The organism is Streptomyces pseudoechinosporeus (assembly GCF_054783935.1).
Genome location: NZ_BAAGPS010000054.1, coordinates 1 through 25038 on the forward strand (window position 1 = coordinate 1; position 25038 = coordinate 25038).

Consider the following 25038-nt stretch of genomic DNA (forward strand, 5'->3'; position numbering starts at 1 on the left):
CAACCCCTGCCCAGCAGGACCACACCAAGATCAAGACAGACCTAACGGAGTCCTACTAGTGCATGGTCGTAGCAAGCGGAGCACAGGTAGCCCTCGGGCCAGTGGGCGGCTCCAAGGCGGACGGTGCGATGGCAGCGTGCGCAGAACAGGTCCTCGGGCCGGACTCTGGTGCGGCTCATTTCTCCGGGCGGACCCGTGCCCGCTTGGGACGGACGGTGGCCGCGAGGTCGACCACGTCGGCGCCGCCGGAGGCGGCGGTGCGGCGCGGGGCCGCGTTCTCCGCCTTGGTGGCGATCAACTCGGCGGGGGTGACATCAAGGATGTCGCAGAGAGCGGCGAGGACGGGCAGGGACAGCCGCTCGGGGGTCTGGGTGACCAGCCGCCAGACCTGGACCGAGGACAGCTCGATGCCGCGGTCGGCCAGCAGCGGGGACAGGTCGGAGGCGACGAAGATCCCGCGCGTCGCCATCACCTCGCGCAGCCGCCACTGGTAACTGACCTGGCGTTTCATCAGGCTCTCCTTGCCGGCCGCAGGGCGGCCTCCATCGTCGCATCCAGCGCTCTGCGCAAGGTGCGGGTGCGGAAGTCGGAGGATACGCAGGTGTAGATCGCCGTCGTGGACGCGTAGTCGTGGCCGACCTGTTCCTGGACGAACCGGGCGTCCCAGCCGTCCTCGATCAGGTGGGTCACGTACGACCTTCGAAAAGAGTGGAAGTCCAGTCCCGCGTCGAGTCCGAGGGCGTCCCGGTAGGCGCCGAAACGGGTGTTCATCTGCGAAAACCCGATGCGGGCCGAGCGTTCCGAGGGCCACAGAGCTCCGGAGCCGGAGGTGGAGAACAGCGGCCGGACCTCCTCGTCCCACTGCTGAAGGATCTCCGCCGACCAGTCCCAGACCGTCAGCACGCTGCGGCGCTTGGGCGGCGAGCCCTTCTTCGCCTTGCCGTAGCGGACATAGCAAACGCCGTAGTCGCCGAACTCCGGGCCATCGGGGTTGCGGCCGAAGTCGACCGCGTCGAGCATCCGTGTCTCATTGCGGCGCAGGCCGAAGGCGTACGCGGTCTTGAAGAGCATCGCGTCACGGAACGCGGGCAGCCAGCCCTTGCGGCCCCGGCCGCGAACCTTGGTGACCTGGTCGTCGGCGTAGTCGAAGAACGCCTGCAACTCGTCCTGAGTGAAGGGCCGCTTCGCCGCGTCGGCTTCGGCGTCCTCCACATGCACCGCGGCGTTCCACTCGTGCACGACCTGTATCGGGTGGGTGCCGAAGCGCTCTTCGCAGGTCACCGCCCAGCCGTAGGCGGGGTCGATGGCGAACCCGCAGAACGAGCGCACCGCACCCTGGTAGTTCCGCAGTGTTGAGCGCTTCAGCCCTCGTACTGCCCGCAGATCGCCCATCCACTCGTCGAGCATCTGTGGCGACCAGGCCCACGGGAAGGTGTCCGCTTGCCGGGCGAACGCCCGCACAGTCTTCTCCCGGCCTTCGATCGTGGAGAACGCCAGGTTCCGTGCCAGCTGCTGATTGCGCCAGCCGTCCAACATCGCGGTGAAGACCTGTTCGTCAGGTCGCAGCAGCGGCAGATCGCTGACCAAATGCAGCCCCACTGCCCCCGGCGCAAGGCTGTTCCTGCTCACCACGACCACCCTCCGTCACTTACAGCAGACGAAGGGATCTTTCATCAGAAGTAACCTGACCGCAAATGCGCAGGTAGGAAGCCTGTCCGCAGGTGCGTCGAAGGCTGCGAGAGCAACCCGCCTTGCGGGAGAAACCGCATACGCTGAGGCCCTGAACTGCGTCGATGAGCCCTACAGCCTCCGGTGTGCCGCCCGACCGCAGTGTTGCATCAGATGAAATTGCGGCCGCTTTAGAGATACGAGCCAAAGGGGCAATGAGTTGATCTTGAAGCTCCGGTGACTGCCCGGCTCTCCGATTCATCCTCGGCGAGGGTGCGGTAGACGGTGGCGACCGAGGGTCGCTTGCCCAGGTGATGACAGGTTTCTGGGTGATCTGCGGTACGGGCAGACCCTGGCGGTCGCCGCATTACGTGGTCGGCCATGCAAGTGGTCGGCGCACCCCGAAGCGAGTCGAGGTGGCCACCTCCGCCCTCGCGTCCGCAAATACTTGGCTAGCCATGCGATTGCTGCTACGTTATTCATGTGGCCAGCCACACTTTCTCTTGAACTTCCCCCACAGAACTACGGATGCCAGGTGCCCCCCCAACCACTGGAGCTTTCTTCATGAACACAGTCACGCAGGGCTTCCCCGGCGAACCGTCCGACGAGCACTTGGCCACCCCGGGAGCCGACGCACCCGCATACCTCTCCGACGAATCCGACGTGACCTCCGCGAGACGGATCCCCGCAGGCGTCACCCGGCGGGATCTCCTGGGCGCGGCGGCCCTGGGCGGTGTCGGCACCGCGCTCGTTCCGTTCTCGGCGTCCCCGGCGGCGGCCGCCTCACCCTCAACCCCTGCGCCGGACGTATCCGCGGCAGGCGGTCCGGACACCCGGACGCTGACGTTCACCACAGGCACCAATGCCTCCGTGACCGTCTCGCCCGACGGCGACCGGCTCGTCATCGAGGTACAGGGCGTGCTGTGGGCGTTGCCACGGAGCGGGGGGACGGCGACCGCGCTGACCGCTCCCGGGCTGGAGCCGACCCGTCCCGCCTGGTCGCCGGACGGCTCGGCGGTTGCTTTCTGCTCCTACAAGGGCGGCGGATTCCACCTGTGGACGATGGCCCCTGACGGTTCGAACCCGCGCCGGCTCACCTCCGGTCCCTGGGACGACCGGGGCGTGTCCTGGTCGCCGGACGGCACGCGGATCGCCTTCGCCTCCGAGCGCGACGGGGACGCGGTGCGGGGCAGTTCGTACGACATCTGGACCCTCGACGTGGCGACCGGTGAGCTGACCCGCCTGACCAGTCAGCCGGACGTCGAGGACTACGACCCCGCCTGGCACCCGGACGGCGACCGGATCCTGTTCGTACGCGTGGGCGCCGGGGGACGGACCATCGTCTCGGTACCGGCCGCCGGCGGCGAGGTGACCACGGTACGCGCCGTGGACACCGGCACTCCGCAGTGTCCCGCCGTCTCCAAGGACGGCCGCGTGGCCTACGTGTGGACCTACGGCGGGACCGCGTTCTTCGCGGGGACGTCTGCCCTGGTCGTGGACGGCCGGACGGTTTCGGGCACCGAGGACGTCTCGCCGCTCCCGCCCTGTTGGACGCCGGACGGCGGCCTGCTCTACTTCGCCGACGGCGAGATCAAGGCACTGAGCCCCTCCCTGGAGCCGGCCGGGGACATCCCGTTCACCGCCTCGCTGGACGTGACGCCGCCCGAGTACCGCCGCAAGGCACGCGACTTCGACTCCACCGCACCCAGGCCGACCCGCGGCATCCACCTCCCGGCACTCTCACCCGACGGTGGATCAGTCGTTTTCGCCGCCCTGAACGCCCTGTGGCTGATGCCCGTCGGCGCGCGGCCCCGCAAGCTGTTCCAGGCGGACCCCTCCCGGTACGTGCAGATGCCCTCCTGGGCCCGGGACGGCAGGAGCGTCGTCTACTCGTACGACGGAGACGCCGACGGCGACGGTCTGGCCGCCGTCCACCGGATCTCACCGGACACCGGTGAGGTCACGGTCCTGGCCACCGGTGGCCGGCTCAACCCGGCCCTCTCTCCCGACGGCGCCCGGCTCGCCTGCCACGACATCACCGGCAATCTCCTCGTCGTCGACGTCGCGTCCGGTGATGAGACCAAGGTCGCCACGCCCCTCGTCCCCGACGGCCTGCCGGGCCGTCCCAGCTGGTCCCCGGATGGCCGGTACATCGCCATGTGTGACCGCAACCAGCTCAATCCGCGGTTCCAGAACGGGTACAACGTGATCCGGGTGATCGACACCCGGGACGGCGGTTCCAGGGCCTTCCTGCCGATGCCCCACACCTCGGTGTCCGACCGCTGCGACAGCGGACCGGTCTGGTCGCCCGACGGAGCGTGGCTGGCTCTGGTCGTGGAGTCCGCGCTGTGGGTCCTGCCCGTCGGCCCGGACGGCACCCCGGCCGGCCGGCCGCAGCAGATCACCGACGAGGCGGCCGACCACCCGTCGTGGTCCGGCGACTCCCGCCGCCTGCTCTACCTCTCCGGCGGCAGGCTGCGGCTGGTCAACCGGGACGGTACCGGCCGCCGCACCCTCCCGAACACCCTGACGGCAGCCCGCCGCCTGCCGCCCCGCACCGACGTGGTCCGGGTCCACGCCGGACGGCTGTGGGACGGCACCGGGGACGCCGTCCGCGAGGACGTCGACATCGTCATCACCGGCAACCGCATCTCAGCCGTCGAAGCGCACCGATCCGGTGCCGGGCGAGCGGGAGAGCGTCGGATCGACGCCTCCGGATCCACCGTCATCCCCGGCCTGTGGGACTCCCACAACCACCCGTTCCAGAACATCTACGGCGGTCGACAGACCAGCCTGGACCTCGCCTACGGCGTCACCACCAGCGTCTCCCTGGGCGGCTTCGCCTACGAAGGGGCACGCCTCCGCGAAGCCATCGACGCCGGTGCCCTCACCGGCCCGCGGCAGCTCACCAGCGGCGAACTCATCGACGGAAGCCGGGTCGGATTCAGCATAGGCCGTGCCCACAGCACCTCCGACGGCCTCCGGCGCACCCTCGAACGTGCCGTCGCGCTCGACTACGACTTCGTCAAGACCTACGTCCGTGCCCCCGCCTCGATCATGAAGGAGGCGGCCCGGACGGCACACGAGCTCGGTGTCCCCGCCGGAAGCCACCATCTGACACCCGGCATCCACGTCGGCCAGGACCTGACGACCCATCTGACGGCGACCGAGCGTCAGGAGTACGGCCGCTCCACCTCCCCGACCCTGCACAGCTACGGGGACGTCCACGAGATCTACCGCGATGGCCGCTTCGGGCTCATCATCACCCCCTTCGACGCCCTCGTCCTGCTGGGCGTGGACCCGGCCCTGGCCGACGACCCACGGGTGACCACCCTCATGCCCCCCTGGGACACGGCCACCGTGACCGCGCTGGCCAAGGTCCGGCCCACCGAGGAGCAGCTGCGTCAACTGCGGCTCGAGATGGCCACCTACCGGCGGATCGTCGCCGAGGGCGGCACCCTCGTCATGGGGACCGACGCCCCAAACAGGCCCATCGGTCTTCAGCTCCACCTCGGCCTGCGCGCCCTCCACCAGTACGGCGGTCTGTCCCCCGCGCAGGCTCTGCGAACCGCCACCGTCACGCCCGCCCGGATGTTCGGAGCCGAGGACGATCTGGGCACCGCGGAACCCGGCAAGCTTGCCGACCTCACCGTGATCGACGGCAACCCCTTCCGGGACTTCACCGACCTGACGCGCGTCTCCTGGGTGATGCGCGACGGCATCATGCACCGTCAGGAGAACCTGGTCGGCCCCCACCGCCTCACCGGCGCCCGGGCGGACAGCGACAGCGAGCACTGGCACGCAGTCGGTTCGACCCTCCGCCGCGGAAGCTGCTGCGCGACCTGACATCCAGTGTCGTGTGATTCTGATCGCGTTCTTCGACTTGTTGCTGACGAGCTTTTTCACGCTGGTCTGGACGAGTCAGACCTTGGCGCGCTCTTGCAGCCGGCGCTGCCCGGCGTACGTACGTACGCCGGGCAGCGCCGGCTGCACCGCTTCCTGAGCGCCGCCGCCTACCCACCCTGGCGGCGTTCTGCCGCGACGTCGGCATCAGCCCCTCCGCCCCGACCCCGCAGATCCAGCACCTGGAACAAGATCTCCAAGGACAACTGCTGATCTGCGGCCGGTGCGGGCACCGGATGCGCCTGACCGACTTCGGGAGGAAGGTCCTTGCCGCCGCCCAGCCGTACGCGGACCAACTCGCCGCCCATGACGGGCGTTAGTGGGGTGCTGGTCACAGGAAGTTCAGCCCTCACGCCGGCTCGATGTTCTTGTTGTACGCGAAACGGTTGGTCGGATCCCACGTCCGCTTCGCCTCGGCCAGGCGCTGGTGTTTGGCGACGTCACCATAGACGCGGCCGCGCCAGGACGGACCGAGGTCCTGAGTCAGGTTGATGTATCCGTTGGAGAGACTGAGGGGCTTGAAGTAGTCGTAGACCCGGTTGGACCATGCGTCATGGCCATCGTCTTCTTCGCGTGCGTCCCACAGAGCCAGGCTCTCCCAGATCCAACCCGCGCCCTGGCGGGAGAAGGCAGCGGAGTCCTCGGCGAAGTCCTCCGAAATGGCTCCGCCCATGGCATACACGTTCAGAGCGTGCATCGTGCCGGCGTGCCGAGGAGTGTCCGCCACCTCACTCATGACCGTGGCGATGGTGTCCTTGGTGAGGGCGGCGAGGTACCCACCGCGCTGGGAGACGCGCCTGCCTGGAGGAGCCATCGCGTCCAGCAGGCTGTTCGTCTCGATCCAGCTCCGCCGGGTGACGTCGTTGACCAGGGGATGGCCCAGGGCGAGGAGTGAGTCGATGATCTCGTCTGCGTTCTCGAGATCGCCGCTGTAGACGGGGGTCATGACGAGCACGGTCGTGCCGTGGACCTCGTCGGGAAAGAACGGCAGTGGCGGTGCTGCAAGGGCCGTGGCGAGCAGGCTCAGCTCACGGGGGGCCGATCGCATGTAGTCGTCGAGACTCTCCAGGATCCCGGAGACTTGCTCGCCGCCGAAGATGATCTGGCCGCTGAGGACGTCGGACTCGAGGGGATGAGCCCGGTACTCGAATTGGGTGACGATCCCGAAGTTGCCGCTGCCGCCTCGCAGGGCCCAGAAAAGATCTGGGTTCGTCTGTTCGTCTGCCCGCACCACACGCCCGTCGGCGGTGACGACCTCGCAGGCCAGCAGGTTGTCCACGGTCGCTCCGAAGCGGCGCATGAGATGGCCGATGCCACCACCGAGCGTCAGCCCCGCGATTCCGGTGACACTGTTGGTACCGGAAGGAACGACCAGCCCGTGATGCTGGGCTGCAGTGTCGAGATCACCGAGCAGAGCGCCTGCCTGGGCGCGGACGACTCGGGCCGCCGGGTCGACGGTCACCGCGCGCATCTGCGACAGGTCGACGACGACGCTTCCAGCCGCTCCTGCCGACCCGTCTATGCTGTGCCCGCCGCCGCGAACGGCAAGTGGTATGGCGTGGTCCACGCTTCGCACCACGGCGACCACATCGTCGGGGTCGAGACACCGCACGATCACAGCCGGCGGCTGGTCCGCCGCCCGGCCGTTGTAGAGTTTCGCGGCCTCGGCGAAGCCGCTGTCCTGCGGCCGGAATACGGTACCGCCGAAATTCGCGGGCAGATCGGACAGCCCGTCCACCTGATGGAACACACTCACGCCGAATACCTCCTGGTGCTCGTTCGGATACACCGTCATGGGGTCGCCTTCAGGTCGGCATAGAACACCAAACCGGGGAGACATCCCCGGTTTGGACCGTACCATCAACCGGGGATACTTCCCCGCATCGGTGCTACGGTCGAGGCGTGGGAGCAGGAAGAGAACCGGGACGGCGAGACGCAAGGCGGAACCGCCAGCTCATCGTCGAGGCAGCAAGGGACCTGTTGCGCGTCCACGGACTCGACGCGGTGCTCGACGAGGTTGCCCGCCGGGCCGGGGTGGGTAACGCAACGCTCTACCGGCACTTCCCCACCCGAGGCGACCTCTATGAAGCCGTCTTCAAGGACGCCGCGACGGCATTTCGCCAGGTCGGCGAGGAGTGCCTGCTCATCGAAGACGGCTGGACCGCACTGGTGACCTACATCGAGAAGATCTGCCAGTCCACAGCCGCCGATCCCGCACTACACGACCTGCTCGAACGTCGCTATCCCGAGACATCAGTCATCACCGACATGCGCGTCCACGTCGATCACGTCCTGGAAACCCTCCTGGCACGCGCTCAGGCCCAGGGCACCGTCCGCACCGATGTGGTCCTCACCGACCTGATATTGCTGGCCTTCGGGGTCCAGCGCGTCGTTTCCGCGTGCACGGCTGTGGGTTCAAAGGCCTGGGAGCGGCATGCAGAGATCACCTTTGACGGTCTTCGCGTCTCTGCGGCCACAGGATCGCTGACCAGTCCGCCTTTGCCCTACGAACGCCTCGCTGGGACCTTCCGGCGCGGGGCAGGCACCTACTGACCTTTCCGTTGAACTCGTCCTACGTTTTCGGGGCGGGACTGAGCCGGTCATGCGTAGGAGCGGTGAGGCCCGGGGATTCCGGGTATGGCTGAGGGCTTGCCGCCGTCTGATGGCTCAAAAAACTTGGCCCCCCGGAGCCCCGCGACGACTCGACCGCTGATTGATCGCGCTCACCGACGACCGCGGCCGACTGGTGTGGATCTCCGCGGTGCGGCCCGGGCGCACATCCGAGATCACCGCCTGCCGCCACGACAAGCTCACCTCCCACCTGCGGGCCGCCGGGCTCGGCGCCATCACCGACCTGGGGTTCATCGGCCTCGACGACGGTCCTCCTGACGCCGACCCGGCGGTGATCTGTACCTGGTGCAGTTGCTCGCGCACCGGGTCGGGTGCTTGGCCGGCGACGCGTTTGAGGTCGAGCAGGACGGCGGTGAGGGTCTGGCCGATCTCGTCGTGGAGTTCCTGGGCGATGCGGTGGCGTTCGGACTCCTGGGCGGTCAGGGCGCGGGCGGCGCTGGTGGCGCGTTCGGCTTCCAGCCGGTCGAGCATGGTGTTGAACGTGGTGATCAGTTCGGCGACCTCGCCGTGACCGCCGACGGCCGGGCAGGTGAACCAGCGTGGAGCCGCCCTGTAGCTCAGTTTGTGCTGCCGAGATACGAGCTGCTCGGCTCTCCGATTCATCCTCGGCGAGGGTGCGGTAGACGGTGGCGACCGAGGGTCGCTTGCCCGGGTGATGACAGGTTTCTGGGTGATCTGCGGTACGGGCACACCCTGGCGGTCGCCGCATTACGTGGTCGGCCACGCAAGTGGTCGGCGCACCCCGAAGCGAGCCGAGGTGGCCACCTCCGCCCTCGCGTCCGCGAATACTTGGCTAGCCATGCGATTGCTGCTACGTTACTCATGTGGCCAGCCACACTTTCTCTTGAACTTCCCCCACAGAACTGAGGAGACCCCATGGGTGTGCCATCAGAGGGGGCCATATTGCCTTGGAGGAGCGACCCCATGTCCCACAAGAACTCTCAAGTGAAGCCTCCGATCAATCAACGCGTGCTGACCCTCGGCGTCACCCCTGATGCGCTTTCGCCGGACGATTTTCCGCCGGGGATTGCGACGCTCGAGGAACTGGTCGCCCTGAGGAAGCGCAACTGGGCTGCGCTCCGGGCCACAGGCATCGACGGCGAGGAGGGCTATGTCAGCCTGGACCCCGACGAGGCTGAGGCCGAGCTGCGCCGACTGTTCGACGGGAACTCGTTCGGGGTGGCGATGATCGGCGGCGGCATCAAGAATGTCCCGGAGTACACCGTCCTGTTCGAACGGATCGTCAACGTGCTCATCGACCTGCAGCCCGACATCCGGTTGAGCTTCAGCTCGCATCCGACGAACGTGCCCGAGGCGCTGCAACGCTGGCTTAAGAGGTCCTAGCAAAGTCATCTCACGGAGCCAGGCGTTGGACGTGGCGGTGGGTCATTCTGGGGCGGCCGACGGCGCCGGCCACCGCCGGGACCTTGTCCAGCAGCGGCAGCAACTGCGTGACGTCGCCCGCGGTTTCCGCCGGTCAGCGACACCGCGAGCGGGTGCTCCACCTATTTCCACTGCCCGTCCAACAGTGGGCCCCGCAGGTGCACCCCCGCCCCGCCGACGCCGATCCGCCCGTGCGAACGGCTCGAACACATCGCCGCGAAGTCCTCCAGTCCGCACCGGACTTCAGGTGTCCCGCACCGGTCAATGACACAGCCCCTCGACCGGACACACCACCGACAAACGAACCTGACCACGCCCTGCCTCCAGTGCGCCAAGCCTTGCACAGGCGGAAGGGGGCGTTGACCGCATCAATGGTTGATGCATCAGCAATCTCGGTGGTACCCCCTCCCGCATGCGCCGCCCCGCACAGCGGGAGCTCCCACCACAGAAATGATCAGCCCGAGTAGGAGCCACACATGCTTGAAGGATTCGAAGACCGTTATGCCGACGTGAACGGCACCCGGCTCCACTACGTCATCGGCGGCGAAGGCGAGCCGCTGGTCCTCATGGACGGGTTTCCGCGCACCTGGCACGGCCTCCACAAGATCATGACCCCCTTGGCCAAACACTTCCGCGTCATCGCCGTGGACTACCGCGGTCAGGGAGAGTCGGACAAGCCCGAGGGCGGCTACGACAAGAAGAACATGGCGAAGGACGTCTACGAACTGGTCCGCGGCCTGGGCCACGAGCAGGTGAACATTGCCGGTGCTGACATCGGTGCGATGGTCGCCTACAGCTTCGCCGCCAACTATCCGCAGGCCACCAAGAAGCTCGCCCTGTGGGAAGGCGCACCCTTCTCGCAGGCATTCCAGGACTTCGCCAAGCCGTTCCCCAGGCCCGGTGATCCGAACCTGTGGATATACCCGTTGAGCCAGGTCGAGGGACTGCCCGCCAAGCTTCTCGCGGGGCGGTTCCGGCACGTGATCGACTGGTCGGCCGAACACCTCGCGCTCCACCCGGAACGGATCAGCGAGGAGAGCCGGGCCATCTACGCCCAGGCCTATGACACACCCGAGGCGCTGACCGCGGGCTTCGGCGTATTCCACACCTTCCACCAGGATGTGGCCGACAACGACTCGTATCCCCCGCTGGAGATGCCCGTCTTGGCCATCGGCGGCGACTTCATGCGACCCATGATGGAAGGCAAGGCCAACGACATCCGCTACAGCGGCATCGAGGACAGCGGCCACTTCGTCGCGGAGGAGCAGCCGGAGGCCCTGGCAGCCGAACTGGAAAAGTTCTTCGGCTGACTCCCCGCACAGTGAGCGGCTTGAGTCGCAAGCTCCCAGAGCCGGCAAGCTCGTCACCACCGTCACCGCCTACCGCTCGACCAGGCGGCCACGGCCCAGCAGGCCAGCGACGCCGGGCACGTGCGGGGCAAGCTCGTCCTGACCGTCGACTGAGCACCCCCGGCCCACCGCCTCCCCACGACCACCCGCTGCCTTTGCGGTGACCGGCCGGTCACCGCCATATCGAAGGACCCCTCATGCTGAACGCCCTGTGGACGCCGACCACTCTTGGCGGCATATCTCTGTCGCACCGCCTGGTCATGGCCCCCATGACCCGTGACCGCTCCACACCCGAAGGCGTCCCCACCGAGCTGAACGCCGAGTACTACGCCCAGCGGGCCTCGCACGCGCTCGTCATCACCGAGGGAACCCAGCCCTCCGCCGACGGCCAGGGCTACCTCCTCACCCCCGGCATCCACAATGACGACCAGATCGCCGGGTGGCGCAAGGTCACCGACGCCGTGCACGCGGCCGACGGCCGCATCGTCATCCAGCTGATGCACACCGGACGCATCGCCCACCCCGACAACACCCCCCACGGGCGCCGGCCGGTCGCCCCTTCGGCAATCCGGCCAGCGGGCGTGATGTTCACCGCGTCCGGGCCCCAGGAGATGCCGCCCCCTCGTGCTCTGTCGACGCAGGAGATCGCGGCGACCGTCGACGACTTCCGCCGCGCCGCAGCGGCCGCTGTCGCGGCGGGCGCCGACGGCGTGGAGATCCACGGCGCCAACGGCTACCTGCTGCACCAGTTCCTGTCCGACAACACCAACCAGCGCACCGATGGCTACGGCGGCTCGATAGAGGGCCGCATCCGCTTCGCCGTCGAGGTCGCCGCCGCGGTGGCCGACGAAATCGGCGCCGCCCGCACCGGTATCCGTATCTCCCCCGGCAACCCCTACAACGACATCGCCGAGTCCGACACCGCCGAGCTGTATCCGGCGCTCCTGGACGCCCTGCGCCCCCTCGACCTGGCCTACCTCCACGTGATACACGTCGGCGACGAGGAGCTGCTGGGCACTCTGCGCGCGCTGTGGCCGACCACGCTGATCCTCAACCGGGGCGGCACCGACCTGCCCGCCCGCGCCAAGGACATCGGCAACGGCACGGCCGACCTCGTCTCCGTCGGCGCCCTCGCGCTCGCCAACCCCGACCTGGTCGAGCGGCTCCGCGCCGGCGCGCCGCTGAACACCCCCGACCCGGCGACCTTCTACGGCGGCGGAGCGGCCGGCTACACCGACTACCCCACCCACACCGTCTGAGGAACCGAACCATGTCCACCCCCGAACACCGCATCCCCACGACGGCCGACACAGGACCGATGGGCTACGCGATCTTCCAGCTCGCCCGCGCTCACCGCGCCTACGCCGCCGCCATGCTCCGCGAGATGGATCTGCATCTCGGACAGGAGCTGATGCTGATGCAACTCCTGGACCGGGACGGCCAGACCCAGTCTGAGCTGATCGACAGCGTCGGCCTGGACCAGTCCACGGTCTCCAAGTCCCTTCGCCGCATGCAGGACGCCGGTCTGCTCGTCCGGGAGCCGGCCGCACATGACCGGCGCGTCATGGTGGTCCACCTCACCGACAAGGGCCGGGCGATGCGCGAGCCCCTGGCAGCGATGTGGCAGGCCCTGGAGGAGGCCTCCGCGCGGGACCTCTCGGCGCAGCAGGCGGAGTCCTTCGTCCGTATCGCCTACGTCATCGCCGACGCGATCAACAGCCGCGCGTTGCCGCGGGAAGAGTCTGAGTAACTCCCCTCGGCTTGCATCCCGGTTCCGGCCTGGAGTGCACATCGCTTCCGGCGTTCCTGCGAAGTGGACAGTGCTGCAGCGCACTCAGCTGCATGAAGGCCCGAGCTGAACGGAGCCAGGCTCCGCGACTGTCGGAAGAAGCCCGGTGAGCCGAGCCGGCGGATGTGGCGCGATCCCCGCTCACCCCGGTACGTCAGGGAGAAAGGGCTGAGCGGGGCCTCAGCGTCAGGGGCAAGCGCGAGCTGTCCCGGTGCAGGCAGGCGGAACTCGTCCGGGGAAAGGGCAACACCCCTCCCACGGGGATGTCGAGCCCTTCCCCGTCGCCAGCCGGCGGCACATCGAGGACGGCCGCATCACCCGCGTCCCGTTCACCGTCGACCCCCGCAAGCTCCTGCGGACCGGCGGCGGCCCGCGCCGCAGATCCGCCCATCACAGGCCCGCCCCTTGAGCGACCCGGGCCGACGGCACCCACGTCTGCGCCACCTGATCCCCCCACTCCTGACCTGATGGAATGTGAGACCCCCAGGACCACCACCCTCCCCGTCCTCGTCGTCGGCGCGACCGGCTCCCTCGGCGGCAAGGTCGTCGACGAACTGCTCAAGCGCGGTAAGAACGTCCGCGCCCTGGTCCGGCCGACCACCGACGCGAGCAGGCTCGAAAAGCGGGGCGTCGAGATCGCCCGCGGCGACATGCTCGACCTCGACTCGCTCGTCGCCGCCACCCAGCACGCCCGGGTGACGCGCATGCTGCAGGAGTTCGGGGCTGCGCTGCGCGCCACCGCGCCGGGCAGCCTCACCGTCCGGACCTGGACCGAGCACACGGCCTCTTGGAGGATGGCCGCATGACCACGGCGCCCGCCATCGAACTGCGCACGTTCACCACCCTCGACACCGTCCGCGGCGATCTCCTCGACGTGTACGCCGACGTGCGCGCCCCGCTCCTCCACCTGCCGAACTACGCGGTCACCGCCTTCGGCGAGCGCCTGGACCGGCACGGCACCGAACCGGGATTCACGGCCGTCCTCGCGTACGCGGACGGGCATCCGGTCGGCTACGCCTACGGCAACACCATCGAGCACGGCGACCGCTACTGGCAGCGCACCAGCCCAGCACCGGTGGAGAAGTACACCGAGCGCCCGGCCGTGGCCCTGAAGGAGATCGGCGTCCGCCCGGCCTGGCGGAAGACCGGCACTGCCCGACGCATCCACGACGCCCTCCTCACCACACGCGACGAGCCGTACGTCACGCTCATGGTCAACCCGGCCGCCGGCGACGGAAAGGTCCACGCGCTCTACAAGTCGTGGGGGTACGAGGACATCGGGCAGAGCCAGCCGTTACCGGCCTCGCCGGTCCCTACCGTGATGATCCGCGCCATCCGCTGACCATCATCAGGCACCGCAAAGGCGGTGCGGCACGGGCGCTCGTCACGGTGGCTGCACGCGGCGTGCCAACCTGCGGCCCCAGGTCTGGCTCGGCGCTTCAACGTAACGGTGGGTCAGCAGGCACAGGGGCAGCAGCACGGTGAAGAACGCCACTTCGAGCGCGAGATTGTCCTGCCGCCGTCGGCCGATCGTGTGGTCGATCACCGCCAGCAGCACCGGATGCACCAGATAGACCGAGTAGCTGATCGTTCCCAATCCGGTCAGCATCCGCGGTATGCGCCTGCGGCGCGACGCCAGTCCGGCGCCGAAGGTGAGCACAGCCAGCAGGAATGCGACGATCCAGCCGCGCCGTGTGAAGTGGTCACCGTCGCCGTACCGGTACGCACTCCCCACAGCACAGGCGACCACCATGACGGCAGTGCCGGCCGCATACTGCCAGGTGCTCTGACCGTTCTCGGCACGGTAGACGGCGGTGCCGAGGAACATCACGGCGAGGATCACCAGGCCCTCCCACAGCGGGACCGTGCCGTTGAACGGGACCAGGACGAGCGCCAGCACGCCGCCCAACACACCCCCGAACCCCCGGAGCACGGGTGACCTGGCGCTCGCACAGCAGATGGCGACCCCCATGGCGATCGAGGCAAACGCGATCAGTGGGCCGGTGCCGACCAGGCCGGACAGGGCAGAGGCTGGCAGCACTACGCCAGCCGTCACGCTCACAGCGGCGAGCACGGCCAAGATGACGGCGACCGCTGCGGACCGCTGGTGAAGCCGGACCGTGAAAAGCGCGACGACCAGCAGGTAGAAGGCCATCTCGTACGAGAGCGTCCACAGGATGAGCAGGAGATTGGGTGTCCCCAATAGCTCCTGGAGCATCGTGGCGTGGGCGACAGCCACGGTGGCAGCGCTCTGCTGACCGAAGTCACGCATCTCCGCAATGCCCAAGAGGTTGACGGCAAGGAGCGCGGTGACGACAGCCGCCCACAGCGGATACACACGGAAGATCCGTCCGATCCAGAACGTCCGGACGCAGCCCCGGCGCTCCAGCGACGCTGGGATGATGTAGCCGCTCACCAGGAAGAACACCATGATGCCGTAGCGGCTGGTGTTGAACTGCGGCATCAACTCCCGCCGGAAGTCCGCCATGAAGGTGTACGACGAGTGGTCGAACACCACGACGAGGGCGGCGAGGCCGCGCAACGCGTCCAGCCAGCCCAACCGCGACGGACCGGCCGTCGCGATGGCTACCAGTAATCGTGATCTGACTGAGAGTGAGTGCGTCGGTGAAGCGGGGACGAGGGGTGGGGAGTCCATGCGTAGACAGAGTCCTCTTTGGTGAGGTGTCGGTTGGGCTTGTCGTGAGGCGGGTGCCGGCGTGGTCCGTAATGGGCGGGGGAGATCACCAAGCCTTCGATCCTGCTGGCGCGCTTGCAGGCCGCCCTGCTGGCCGCCGACGGCCAGCAGGGCGTTCCCCGCAGAGCGGTCCCCCGCGCCGCTCACATCACCGAGTCCAGCGGCTGGAGCATTGTTCGGCAGTACCGTTCCGGCGGCCGAACAATGACGGGGTGCGCGAACCCTTCTGGTGTCATAGAGGTGCAGGGGCGGCTGGAGGGGGTGAAGGTGTGGCGGGGCGTCGTGAGGTGCCGGTAGATCCGGCGGCGGGTCCGGTGCAGCGGTTCGCGTTCGAGTTGCGCAAGCTGAGGGCGGAGGCGGACGGGATCACCTACCGGTCGCTGGCCCAGCGGGCGGGCTACTCGGTGACCACGCTGTCGCAGGCGGCTGCGGGCGAGCAGTTGCCGACGCTGCCGGTGGCCCTGGCCTATGTGGGCGCGTGCGGTGGAAACCTGGCGGAATGGGAGGCCCGGTGGAAGGAGGCGGTGGAGGAGTCCGCCGGTGACGGCTCTCGGGACGACGACGGATCACTCACGCCGTACCGGGGTCTGGCACGGTTCGAGACCGGGGACAGCGGCCTGTTCTTCGGCCGGGAACAGCTCACCGTCGACCTCGTCGACCTGCTGCGCCATCGGCGGTTCGCCGCGGTCTTCGGCCCGTCCGGCAGCGGCAAGTCATCCCTGCTGCGGGCCGGCCTGATACCCGTCCTCCGGCGCGCTCAGGAGCCGGGCCTGCGCCCGGCCGCGATCCGGATCCTGACACCGGGCGAACGCCCCGCCCGCAGCCACGCACCCCTCCTCACACCCGCAATTCCCCGCGACGGCAGCGCCGGAGCGGACACGTTCGTGATCGTGGACCAGTTCGAGGAGGTCTTCACTCTCTGCCACGATGCGGCCGAGCGTGCCCGCTTCATCGATCTGTTGCTGACAGCCCGGCAGCCCGAGAGCCGCCTGCGGGTGCTGTTGGCGGTGCGCGGCGACTTCTACGGCCGCTGCGCCGAGCACCGCGACCTGGCCGACGCACTGCGCGATGCCAACCTGCTGGCCGGTGCGATGAGCCAGCCGGAATTACGCGACGCCGTCGTCAAGCCGGCCACGGCCGCCGGACTGACCGTGGAACGTGCCCTCACCACCCGGCTGGTCAAGGAGGTTGCCGACGCGCCGGGCGGGCTGCCGCTGCTGTCCCACGCGTTGCTGGAGACCTGGCGCCGCCGCCGCGGCAAGACACTGACCATGGCGGGGTACGAGGCGGCCGGATGCCTGGACGGCGCGATCGCCAAGACCGCCGAGAAGGTCTACGGCCGGTTCACCGAAGACCAGGCGGCTGCCGCCCGCCGGGTGTTGCTGAGCCTGGTCACTCCCGGTGACGGCACCCCCGACACCCGTCGTCCCGTCGAACGCGCGGAACTGCCCGGCACCGGCCGGGATGACACCGCCCAGGTGGTGGAGGCACTCGCCGGAGCGCGGCTGCTCACCCTGGACGGCGACACGGTCGAGATGGCCCACGAGGCCCTGATCACAGCCTGGCCCCGGCTGCGCGGGTGGATCGAGGAAGACCGTGAACGCCTGCGTGTGCACCGGAACCTGACCGAAGCGGCCCACGCCTGGCAGGAACTGGGCCGCGAAAAGGGCGCTTTGTACCGGGGAAGCCGGCTCGCCGCCGCCCAGGAACACTTCGGTGGCGCACCGCGCGAGGACCTGACCGACTTGGAGCACGCCTTCCTCGACGCCAGCCGCGACCACGAGCAGAAGGGCCGTCGCCGGTACCGGCTGGTGCTCACCGCGGTCACCGCCGCCCTGTGCCTCGCCCTCGTCGCCGCCGGCCTCGCCGTGGGGCAGTGGCAGAGCGCGGTCACCGCCCAGCACCTGGCCCAGTCCCGGCAACTGGCCGCCCAGTCCAGTGCACTGCTGGACTCCGAACCCGACCTCGCCTCACTGCTCGCTGTCCATGCCTACCGAACCAGCCCGACCCGCGAAGCCACTGCCGCCCTGTATGCCGCCGCGGCGCTACCGCTGCGCAAGCGCCTGATCAGCGGCACCAAACCCGTGGATTCCATCGCCCTCAGCCCGGATGGACATACCGTCGCCGCCAACAGCCAAGACGGCAAGGTGCGGATCTGGAGTCTGCCCGGAGGCCGGCTCCGACACACGTTCACTGGCTACGACAGCGGCGAAGTCGCGGCGTTCAGCCCCGACGGACGCACCCTCGCTGTCGCTGCCGTCCGTGGCGCCGACGGGATGATAGGGCTACTGGATCCGGTCACCGGCAGGAAACTCAGAACCATCACGGTCCCCGACGGTTCGGTACGCGGGATGGCCTTCAGCCCTGACGGTCGTACCGTGGCCGCCTCCTCCCCGGCGGCTGTACGGGTGTGGGACGTGGCCACCGGCCGCACGCGTTTCACCAGCCAGTTCGACCCGCAGGCGGTCGCCTTCGGCCCTGACGGACGTACCGTCGCCGCGGTAAGCCTCGACGGACGGGTGCGGGTGTGGGACGTGGCCACCGGCCGCGCCCGGACCGTCCACGACAGCCAAAATGAGGGCGCTGCGGTGGCTTTCAGCCCCGACGGTCGGACATACGCGGTTGTCCGCACCGACGGTTTGGTGCAACTGCGGGAGGTGGCCACTGGCATCGTCCGGCGCACCATCAGGGACAGTCCCAGCGAGTTCAACGAGGTGGCCTTCGCCCCGGACGGGCGGACCCTCGCCATCTCGGGCCCTGGGGACACGGTGCGACTGTGGGACACCGCCTCCGGCACAGCGCGGGCCACCGTGACCGCCGGTCACCACGGACGGGGGGCCATGAAAGTAGCCCTCAGCGCAGACGGCCGCACCCTGGTGACCAGCAGCAACTTGGATCCCGCCGTCCGCGTCCACCGCCTGTCTACTGATCACCCGCAGACCACTCTGCCGGGCCATGCCGGCACGTACATCGCCGACATGGCATTCAGTCCGGACGGACGCACGGTGGCCACGGTTCGCCAAGGGCCGCCCGGCCGTGGGTCGGTACAGCTTTGGGATGTCAGGACCGGCGATGGCGAAGCCACACTGGCGCTCGACACCGACCTGGCACTCCGGGGAAAGCAGCGGCCTTTCCCGGTTTCCCGCCTCGGGGCTGTGGGGTTCAGCCCGACCGGGCGCACCCTGGCTGCCAGGGCCGGCAAGAACAGGGTGATCGAGGTCCGGGATGTTGCCACGGGCCGTCTTCACCAAAGCCGTGCCCTGGGCGCCATCGACACGGCGGTCTTCAGCCCCGACGGGACACGGCTCGCCATCGTCGGCAGGGACGGATCGGTGCGGATCTGGAACCTTTCAACCGGCGCGCTACACACCGCCCGCACCGGCCACGGCCAACCCGTAAGGGCGGTGACGTTCACCCCGGACGGCCGCACACTTGCCGTCGTGGACATCGAGGCCAGCGACGAGGTCACGCTGCTCGACGCCGCAACCGGCCGCACACAGCGCATCATCAAGCCGGGCACCCGGAGCCCGCTGTCCCTCACTTTCAGCCCGGACGGGCACACCCTGGCCACCGCAGGCAGCAGTAACGGACTCGTGAAGACGTGGGATGCCCGCACCGGTCAGCTCCAGGACAGCTCCAGCCTCAGCGGTGCGGTGGCGTCGCTGGTTTTCAGCCCTGATGGACGCACCCTGGCCGCAAGCACCGTAAGAGGAGTCCAGCTGTGGGACCTCGCCACCAGCCAGACCAGAAGCACTCTGCCGACCCGCTCGCTCGCAGCAGTGGCGTTCAGCCCGGACGGACGGACCCTGGCCATCAGCACGGGCAGCTCCGTCGGGCTGTGGAACGTCGACCTGCCCGACCCGGCCCGCGCAATCCGCAACATCTGCGAGGCCATCGACACCACTCTCACCCCTCTGGAACAGTCCCGCTACCTGCACGACCAGTCCACTGAAACCGGCTGCCAGCCGGCCGCGCGATAGGACCTCACTGCATCACCACGCAATTCGAGCACCGGACCCAGGACCGCATCCCTCGACTTAACGAATCTCAAGGGAGACCGGCAGGGGCGGGAAGAACTCATCGGTCTGTCGTCGACAGGCCCGCCGCCAGCAGCCGACGTTCCTCCGAGTCCTTTGGCACCCACAGCCCGAACCGGCTCTCCAACTGCTCCAGAACCTGCGTCGGGTTCATGCGCTCGCCCGACGGCCAGCCGAGCGCCAACGGCTCGGCCCCGTCGTCGTACGCCGGAAAAAGGGGGTCGAAGGACGACAGGACACGCCCGTCCACCGCGTACTCCACCCGCTGTACGGCGTTCACGTCCCGGCTGGCGGCGATGACGCGGGTGCCCCGGGAGAGCGTGGGGAGGTAGCTCACGGCGGAGACGTACGATACGGAGCCCTGGATCGCGAAGGACCAGCCCTCGATTGACCCGGCCCGGATCACGGCGTTCGTCGAAGGGCGCAGGAAGCCCAGTTCCTCCACGGCCTCCACATCCAGATCGTCCAGGTGGTCGAGATCGTACGGCTCGTCCGCCGCGTTGCGGACCTCGATCTCCTGGGCCTCGAATCGGGTGAGCGGGAAGACGGACTCGCGCCGGGCGCCGAGGCGTTCGAGCACCTCCTCCGGCGTGAGGTCCTCGCAGAAGACGAGGCTGTAGCCGAAGTCATACGCCTCGTACACCCAGCGGAGTCTGTCCGTCATTCCGTCACCTTGTCAGCATCTCGGTGGGGCGTGCGTGAGCGATGCGTGAGCGGACGGGATGGCACAAGCCGACATGGGGCAGACTGGCGATCATTGCGGATGTGTCCTGACCAGGTGGTTCCGGACACCGAAGAAGCGTCCGGAACCACCCAGCAAGATCCCGGCAGGACTTTTAATCCATTGGTTGTGGGTTTGAGTCCCACAGGGCCTACCTTCAGCGGGTTGGCGGATACCCCGTCCGACCCGCGCTTCCGCGTTCTCGGCCCCGCTGCGTGAGCGAAGTGGATCAGGTCGCTGCGGCCGCCTCGGCGCGGGAGAGTGCGACGTCGAGTACGACCAGCAGCGCGTCCCGGACCGAGCCGGTCCTCCGTGCGTCGAAGACGATCAGCGGCACGTGCTCGGAGATGTCCAGTGTCCACCGCACCTCGTCCAGATCGTCCCCGACCTCCCCGTCGAACGCGTTGACGGCGACCGCGAACGGGAGGTTCTTGTGCTCGAAATAGTCCACCGCTGCGTAGCAGTCGTCCAGGCGGCGGGTGTCGACGATCACCAGGCCGCCGAGGGCGCCCTCCACCAGGTCGTCCCACATGAAACCGAACCGGTCCTGGCCCGGCGTGCCGAACAGGTACAGCTTCAGTGTCGGGTCGATGGTGAGGCAGCCGAAGTCCATGGCGACCGTGGTGGTGCTCTTGCCAGGGGTGTGCGTGAGATCGTCCACGCCGGCCGCGACCTCGGTGATTGCGGCCTCTGTGGTGAGCGGCCGGATGTCGGAGATCGAGCCCACGGCCGTGGTCTTGCCGACCCCGAAGCCGCCGGCGATGACCAACTTGACGGGCAGCGGCGGCTGTTCAGCCGGAGTCGCGGAGTGTGCCCCGTGACTCGGGGACGGCACGGAGACCATCGATAACCCTTCTCAGTACGGAGAGATCCTGGGCCGTCCCGGCGTTCGGCCTGTGGACCGCCAGATGCCCGGCGGCACACAGATCCTCGGCCAGCACGCGGACGACGTTGAGGTGCAGTCGCAGCTGGGCGGCCAGTTCCGCCACCGACTGCGGCCGTCGGCAGGCGGCGATGATGTCGTGGTGCTCGAAGGTGAGCGTGCGGAGGACGGAGAGCCCGGTCGAGGTCGACACGACCTGGGTCTCGACGGGGATCGGTGGCGCGGTGCCGCCTCCCGACACCCGACCGGCGGTCAGCAGGAAAGGCCGGATCGAGCGGGCGCGGCCGGCCGGCTCCGGTGAGCCCCCGGCTTCCCCTGCTGCATCGTGTGGTGCTGCTCCACCGACGGCCATCACGGTCCCTTTCTGAATGCCTGTACCCGCGCTCTCGCTGCGGGACGGTCAGCCGGCCGGCGCGGCACCGACGCTCTTCTTCAGCTCCAGTACCAGTTGGGGGGTGAGCGCGGCCCCGGCCCGGTTGGCGAAGAGGGCCATCTCATAGGCGATGTTGCCCAGTTTCGCCTCCTTCGAGGTCACCACGCCGAGGACGGCGCCGCCGCCGATGGCCGACACCAGAACATGGCCGCCTTCCAGGTCGATGATGACCTTGTTGAGGCCGCCCAGGCCGTAGTTGCCGGAGGCGCCCGCGGCGAGACTCGTCATGCCGGACACGATCGCGGCGAGCCGCTCGGAGTCGGCCTGGTCGCGCAGCCGGGAGACCGCGATCAGCAGGCCGTCGGACGACACCGCGATGGCGTCGAGGACACCGTCCGTCTCCGAGGCGAACCGGTCGAGCAGCCAGGTGAAATCGGCCGCGGCGGCTCGCAGATCGGTGGGTGTTGCTCGCTCGGAACTGCTGTCACCTGTCGACGTGGTCACTGCCCGACTCCTTCTTGGATTCCTGGTGTGGCGATGGTGCAGGCTCCGTCCTGCCCAGGGGGCTGTCCTGCGCCGCCCTGCGTACGGCGGCCTCGAACTCATCGAGTTCCGAGCGGATCGCCTCGGCGTCGACGGGGGGCCGTACGGCAGCCGGGGCCTCTCGGTCGGCCGGCTGGGTGGTCCTGGCGAGTGTCGCGCCACGCACCCGTCTGGGCCGGGTCCGGGAGGCCTCCGCCGCGGGCTCCCCGGGGGCGGCGGTCCGGTCCGCGGGGCGGCGGGCCGGGACGCGTTGGGGGAGGCCGCCCTGCGGCGACGGGGTCGCCAGCCGCAGTTCGGGTGCGGAGGCCCGTACGGGCCGGGGCTCTCGGTATTCGAGTTCGTTCGCCTCCGGCCGTTCGGTTGCGGCGCCGATGCTTCTCGGACTTCGCTCGTTCCTCGCTGTGTCCGTGTGCGGTCTCGCTGCGTCGATCAGCGTCTTCGCCGCGGGCGGCGCGGCCTTTGACTCGCTCACGGGTGCGATGGCCTCCTGCTCGGACCCCTGCTCGGACCTCGTCGGGAGTACCGCCACGGTCCCGGTCGGGCTCGGGGGCGGAGTGGGGTCCACGGGGCTCATGGTCAGCAGGAGCGCGGAGGGGATCCAGACGGTGCTGGTGACCCCGCCGCCCGGCGTACGGCTCAGGGTCACCCGTATGCCCCAGCGCCGGGCGAGGCTTCCGACCACGAAGAGGCCGAGCACTTTGGTCGGTACGAGGTCGAGCCGTTCCCGGCGGATGAGCCGGGCGTTCTCCTCGGCGAGGCGTTCCGCGCTCATGCCGAGGCCGTGGTCGATGACCTCGACCAGCGCACCACCGTCCGAGGTGACGTCGGTACCGGGCCGGACGGCCACCTCGACGGGTGTGTGGGACGGGGAGAACGCGACCGCGTTCTCCAGCAGTTCGGCGAGCATCAGCGTCAGGTCGCCGATGATGTCGGGGGCGACGGTGACCTCTGTCTCGGACCGCAGGGATACCCGCTGATACCCCTCGATCTGGCCGAGCCCCACCCGTATGACGTTGGCCAGGGGGGTCGGCCGGGCCTCGACGCCGGTCTCCCGGATGCCGGCGAGCAGCATCAGGCTGTCGGCATTGCGCTGGAGGCGTACGGCGATGTGGTCGATGCGGTAGAGCCGCTCGAGGAGGTCGGGATCGGTTTCCTCGCGTTCGACGGCATCGATCAGCGTGAGCTGACGCGATGACAGATTGCTGACACGTCGCCCGACGTTGCCGAACATCTCGGCGACGTTGCGGCGGCTCAGCACCTGCCGCTCCAGCAGCGCGGCGGCGGCGACCTGCACCTGGTTGAACGCCTCAGCCAGCTCACCGATCTCGTCACGGACCGGGACCGGGATCGCCTGCGGACGCAGCGGCGTGCTGTCGGCGGCCTCGTCGTCCGCGACCCGGGCGAGTTCCTCACCCGCCACGTCGACGACCTGCTGAGCCGCGCCGGTCAGCGCCGCCAGGGGGCGTACGACCGAGCGCCGGACCAGCACGGAGAAGGCCAGCCAGACGGCGAAGCCGAGCAGGGCCAGGCCGAGCAGCATCAAGGCATTCCGCAGGGCGCTCGCGGACATGGCGTCGGCCCGAGCGGCGGTCTGGTCGATCAGCGACCGGGTGATGCCGAGGCGGGTTTCGGCATGCTGTGCTCCGGCAGCGCTCTTCTTGCTCAGTTGCTGTGGCGTCTGGGCCTGCAGGGAACCCGGATCGATCTGGAGCTCCGCGAACTGGGCCTCGATGCCGCTCTGCCCGGCACTGCGCTCGATGCCGCTCAGGGTCAGGACCTGGGCCGGCGTGGCGATCCGGCCGAACCGGTCCGACTGGTGCTCGTAGAGCGTGTGGGCGCCGACCGCGCGGCTGTACTCGGTGAGGGCGTTGGCGTCACGGGTCTGCGCGGAGAACACGGCGGTCTCGAAGGCCGCGTGGGCGGCGTCGGCGCGCAACACCGTGTCGAGCAGAGTGATCACCGAGGATGAGGAGGTGTCCGACAAGCGGTCGAGCCCGATGCCGTCGATCAGGTAGTCGACCGCGGAAGCGTACGCGGGGTCGATGTTGGCGGCGGGTACGTAGTCCCGTTCGAGCTTCTCGCGCAGGACGGCAAGGCTGCTGATGTACTCGAGGGCCTGCTTCTCCTTGCCCGGCAGGCTCGAACCGAACGCGGAACGCACGGCGGCGACTTGTGCGTCGGTGTTCCGCTGCGCCTGGCGGTAGTCGGCGGTCGACGGGCGGGCGGCCCCGGGGCGGTCCGACTCGTACCGCACAGACAGCACGAGCGCCTGCCGGTGTTCGGCCTGCACGCCGTTGATCAGGCTCGCGACCTGCTCGCTGTCGCGCACCAGTTCCGCGGTCCGGTCCGCTTCCCGGGCCTGCTCCACCTGAGCGCTGACACCGACGCCGAGCAGCACGCCGACGGCCACGACAGGTGCGATCACCAGGACGTTGAGTTTCCGCCGGAACGGCCATCGGTCGAGGACGGCTCCTGCCCTCCGGCGCAACCGACGCGTCGCCCCCGCAGGCCCTGACGGGGCGAGGGCGAGGGCGGGCGGCGGGTCCACTCTGTTCGCGGACACCCGGGCCTCCTTCGTTGTGGTCCTGAGCGGTGACCGAGGTGTCGTTTGTTGCCGGACCGCCGACCGCCGGGGAGCGGAAGTGACACTTTCGAGGCGCTCATCGCTTATAGGAGCGAAGCGATCGCGCCACGTGTCCGGAACCGGCCGTGCGGAGACTACCGTCCGTACGAAGGTTTGGAAGGCTATAGATAATAAAAAATTGATAACAAGAAGTTTTACAGCTCATATGTCGAAATACGGCGCTTCGTCCGTCGGGGTGTCCGCAAGCGATCGATTCCGGTGCGGGAAGGCGGAGTTGATGCCGACGTGTTCGGCGTGGCCTTCGGCACCAGCAGTGCGTACGGGGCAGGAATCGTCGGCGTCCTGATCACCGCCGCTCAGCGGCGGATCGGCACCCTCGGCGTCACCAGGACGCGAGCTGCCGGGTTTTCACCGGAGCCCTGCTACATTCCCATCCGGCAAACCCCCTGCCACCGCCTGGGGCACCGTCGTTGCCGTGG

General features: G+C 68.8%; 19 protein-coding genes and 4 pseudogenes. 11 read left to right on the top strand and 12 right to left on the bottom strand.

The window, feature by feature from the left end; all coding sequences use genetic code 11:
• Positions 1-175: 175 nt before the first annotated feature.
• Together ACYVO6_RS36485 and ACYVO6_RS36490 are read right to left on the bottom strand one after the other, a co-directional pair.
• A complete protein-coding gene (locus ACYVO6_RS36485) occupies positions 176-511 on the bottom strand; it encodes a helix-turn-helix domain-containing protein (protein ID WP_307679748.1) in 336 nt (111 codons plus the stop codon).
• Entirely contained in the window at positions 511-1629 is a 1119-nt protein-coding gene (locus ACYVO6_RS36490; protein WP_461068931.1) for a tyrosine-type recombinase/integrase, read from the bottom strand. Before ACYVO6_RS36490 ends, ACYVO6_RS36485 begins: the two co-directional genes overlap by 1 nt.
• Positions 1630-2232: 603 nt before the next feature.
• Here ACYVO6_RS36490 and ACYVO6_RS36495 point away from each other — a divergent pair.
• Positions 2233-5514, top strand: a complete 3282-nt coding sequence (locus ACYVO6_RS36495) for an amidohydrolase family protein (protein ID WP_461068933.1) — start codon at positions 2233-2235, stop codon at positions 5512-5514.
• Between the two features lie 167 nt (positions 5515-5681).
• Here ACYVO6_RS36495 and ACYVO6_RS36500 read toward each other — a convergent pair whose 3' ends face one another.
• On the bottom strand, positions 5682-5906 hold the full coding sequence (locus ACYVO6_RS36500; RefSeq protein ID WP_461068935.1) for a hypothetical protein: 225 nt from the start codon (positions 5904-5906) through the stop codon (positions 5682-5684).
• Between the two features lie 14 nt (positions 5907-5920).
• Positions 5921-7366: an FAD-binding oxidoreductase gene (locus ACYVO6_RS36505; RefSeq protein WP_461068937.1), complete on the bottom strand. Its 1446-nt coding sequence runs from the start codon at positions 7364-7366 to the stop codon at positions 5921-5923.
• Between the two features lie 107 nt (positions 7367-7473).
• On the opposite strand from ACYVO6_RS36505, the gene ACYVO6_RS36510 reads away from it, so the two are divergent.
• Positions 7474-8124, top strand: a complete 651-nt coding sequence (locus ACYVO6_RS36510; protein ID WP_461068939.1) for a TetR/AcrR family transcriptional regulator — start codon at positions 7474-7476, stop codon at positions 8122-8124.
• A 160-nt stretch (positions 8125-8284) separates the two neighbouring features.
• Positions 8285-8479 (top strand): annotated as a pseudogene (locus ACYVO6_RS36515) (IS5/IS1182 family transposase); the annotation flags it as partial.
• Here ACYVO6_RS36515 and ACYVO6_RS36520 read toward each other — a convergent pair.
• A pseudogene (locus ACYVO6_RS36520) lies at positions 8464-8727 on the bottom strand (histidine kinase); the annotation flags it as partial. The pseudogenes ACYVO6_RS36515 and ACYVO6_RS36520 overlap by 16 nt on opposite strands.
• Before the next feature lie 399 nt (positions 8728-9126).
• Between ACYVO6_RS36520 and ACYVO6_RS36525 the strand changes: the two are divergent.
• Positions 9127-9546 carry a hypothetical protein gene (locus ACYVO6_RS36525; RefSeq protein WP_461068941.1) on the top strand — a complete coding sequence of 140 codons (420 nt, stop codon included), beginning with the start codon at positions 9127-9129 and terminating at the stop codon, positions 9544-9546.
• 46 nt (positions 9547-9592) lie between these two features.
• Here the strand turns inward: ACYVO6_RS36525 and ACYVO6_RS36530 are convergent.
• A pseudogene (locus tag ACYVO6_RS36530) lies at positions 9593-9698 on the bottom strand (IS5/IS1182 family transposase); the annotation flags it as partial.
• 363 nt (positions 9699-10061) lie between these two features.
• Between ACYVO6_RS36530 and ACYVO6_RS36535 the strand changes: the two are divergent.
• The 6 genes and pseudogenes from ACYVO6_RS36535 (at position 10062) to ACYVO6_RS36560 (ending at position 14065) form a co-directional block, all read left to right on the top strand.
• Positions 10062-10895 (top strand): alpha/beta fold hydrolase, encoded by an 834-nt coding sequence (locus ACYVO6_RS36535; protein ID WP_461068943.1) that lies wholly within the window; start codon positions 10062-10064, stop codon positions 10893-10895.
• A 43-nt stretch (positions 10896-10938) separates the two neighbouring features.
• Positions 10939-11048 (top strand): annotated as a pseudogene (locus tag ACYVO6_RS36540) (NADP-dependent oxidoreductase); the annotation flags it as partial.
• 83 nt (positions 11049-11131) lie between these two features.
• Positions 11132-12193: an alkene reductase gene (locus tag ACYVO6_RS36545; protein ID WP_461068945.1), complete on the top strand. Its 1062-nt coding sequence runs from the start codon at positions 11132-11134 to the stop codon at positions 12191-12193.
• An 11-nt stretch (positions 12194-12204) separates the two neighbouring features.
• Positions 12205-12684: a MarR family winged helix-turn-helix transcriptional regulator gene (locus ACYVO6_RS36550; protein WP_461068947.1), complete on the top strand. Its 480-nt coding sequence runs from the start codon at positions 12205-12207 to the stop codon at positions 12682-12684.
• Positions 12685-13190: 506 nt separating this feature from the next.
• Positions 13191-13529 (top strand): NmrA family NAD(P)-binding protein, encoded by a 339-nt coding sequence (locus tag ACYVO6_RS36555; protein ID WP_461068949.1) that lies wholly within the window; start codon positions 13191-13193, stop codon positions 13527-13529.
• On the top strand, positions 13526-14065 hold the full coding sequence (locus ACYVO6_RS36560; protein WP_461068951.1) for a GNAT family N-acetyltransferase: 540 nt from the start codon (positions 13526-13528) through the stop codon (positions 14063-14065). Before ACYVO6_RS36555 ends, ACYVO6_RS36560 begins: the two co-directional genes overlap by 4 nt.
• A 42-nt stretch (positions 14066-14107) precedes the next feature.
• On the opposite strand, the gene ACYVO6_RS36565 is transcribed toward ACYVO6_RS36560, so the two are convergent.
• Entirely contained in the window at positions 14108-15283 is a 1176-nt protein-coding gene (locus ACYVO6_RS36565; protein ID WP_461068953.1) for an acyltransferase family protein, read from the bottom strand.
• Positions 15284-15687: 404 nt separating this feature from the next.
• On the opposite strand from ACYVO6_RS36565, the gene ACYVO6_RS36570 reads away from it, so the two are divergent.
• Entirely contained in the window at positions 15688-19398 is a 3711-nt protein-coding gene (locus tag ACYVO6_RS36570) for an nSTAND1 domain-containing NTPase (protein WP_461068955.1), read from the top strand.
• Between the two features lie 97 nt (positions 19399-19495).
• Here the strand turns inward: ACYVO6_RS36570 and ACYVO6_RS36575 are convergent, their stop codons facing one another.
• The 5 genes from ACYVO6_RS36575 to ACYVO6_RS36595 form a co-directional block, all read right to left on the bottom strand.
• Entirely contained in the window at positions 19496-20119 is a 624-nt protein-coding gene (locus ACYVO6_RS36575; RefSeq protein WP_461068957.1) for a DUF6461 domain-containing protein, read from the bottom strand.
• 286 nt (positions 20120-20405) lie between these two features.
• Entirely contained in the window at positions 20406-21020 is a 615-nt protein-coding gene (locus ACYVO6_RS36580; protein WP_461068959.1) for a GTP-binding protein, read from the bottom strand.
• A complete protein-coding gene (locus ACYVO6_RS36585; RefSeq protein WP_461068961.1) occupies positions 20968-21411 on the bottom strand; it encodes a DUF742 domain-containing protein in 444 nt (147 codons plus the stop codon). Before ACYVO6_RS36585 ends, ACYVO6_RS36580 begins: the two co-directional genes overlap by 53 nt.
• A gap of 48 nt (positions 21412-21459) precedes the next feature.
• Positions 21460-21936 (bottom strand): roadblock/LC7 domain-containing protein, encoded by a 477-nt coding sequence (locus tag ACYVO6_RS36590; RefSeq protein ID WP_461068963.1) that lies wholly within the window; start codon positions 21934-21936, stop codon positions 21460-21462.
• A complete protein-coding gene (locus tag ACYVO6_RS36595; RefSeq protein ID WP_461068965.1) occupies positions 21917-24538 on the bottom strand; it encodes a sensor histidine kinase in 2622 nt (873 codons plus the stop codon). The genes ACYVO6_RS36590 and ACYVO6_RS36595 overlap by 20 nt, the downstream gene beginning before the upstream one ends.
• Between the last annotated feature and the right edge of the window lie 500 nt (positions 24539-25038).